Below are 1,330 nucleotides of genomic sequence, written 5' to 3' on the forward strand. Positions count from 1 at the left end.
AGATCAATGCCACAAAATAACATGACGTCCTCCTCGATAAAGTTCGGATTCGTACCGTGACTTTATTCCTCGGCTCGGCCGAAGGGAGGACGGCTAGATGATTATCAATTCTGCGAGCAAACGAACACGTACGCCACCGGCATTCATAAGAAGCGTGATACAGATGGCCTGCCAGTTGTATTTCAAGAGTGGGTCTAATTCACCGTCCTTGCCAGGTAGGACGAATCCCCGGAAAAGAAGGTCATAAAAGTGCTCTTCTGGAAATGCAAATGTGCCATAGGCAGATGAATTCACTGGGGCGCGACGACCACGGAATTCTCTAACCCTTGCTGCGATCTCGTATGCGCCTTTTCGGGAGCGTAGATGACCTAGAAGGGATTTGTCGCTCCTATTCAAATAAGCCATCCAATTGAGTTGTCTTTCGTAAAAGTTACCATCTTTAATTGGATTCAGTTGAATGAAATCTCTTTTTTTTGCGACCCAATCTAACCAATTGTCTATAGAAGTCAACAAATTCCTTGAGTTTTTTGGCGAGCGCGGCAACCAGTAAAGCAAGCTCGGGTCTGATCCTGATTCATCGATCGTCCCGTACTGAATTGAACGATGAAATTCGCGATAAATTTTTGCTGGCTTATCCAAATAATTAGGATGGGCTGCAATAAAGTCAACTAATAGTCTTACTGACAAGCAAAATTTGGTTATCCACACTTCACTCATCGAACTGCATTCTGTTCGAATATAGTCGCTTACTGAATTAACTGGTTTCAGTATTCCCCCATTTTCAACATATAAGACCGGAATGTTTTCAGGCTTGGATGTTGAGTTGCTGTAGATTGATGTGGTGATAAAGATATGGTTCATATGATTTCTCAGCGTTTCTTTTTATAATCTACGTCGAAGAAAGATATATCGCAACTGTATCTTTAGATGTTTTTGTAATAAAAGAATTAACATAGTCATTGCAATAAATATAATGGAATGCTTGGTATGTCCTAAGCTACTCTGTTATTTTTCTTTAAAAAAGGAAAAAATGTATTCGCTGGTTTTAAATAGATAAATTACCTGTTATTTAATTACTCGGTAAAAGTGTTACGAAATATGAGAAACATTATTGTGGTTTTTGAATTTTCTTTAATGAAAAACGTAAAATTTCCGTATTTTTGAAAAATAGTTTCAAAGGACCTTTTATTTAAAAGGTGGCTGTGCTAACATTCAGTTCTGGTTGCAGTTTCTGGGATTTTTATTCACAGAGTAATCGCGCAAAGAGATTTTTTAATCCAGCTGATATGTCGCTGATCGATTGTTTGCTGAATCAACGATAAGGCTGGGG

At 38.7% G+C, this 1,330-nt stretch carries 1 protein-coding gene; it reads right to left on the reverse strand.

Features of this window, described 5'->3' with window-relative positions; genetic code table 11:
- Positions 1–93: 93 nt before the first annotated feature.
- Positions 94–861, reverse strand: coding sequence for a hypothetical protein (locus GTP46_RS27680; protein WP_161009860.1), 768 nt, complete (start codon positions 859–861; stop codon positions 94–96).
- Between the last annotated feature and the right edge of the window lie 469 nt (positions 862–1,330).

This window comes from Duganella flavida, from assembly GCF_009857445.1.
GTDB classification, from domain to species: Bacteria; Pseudomonadota; Gammaproteobacteria; order Burkholderiales; family Burkholderiaceae_D; genus Rugamonas; species Rugamonas flavida.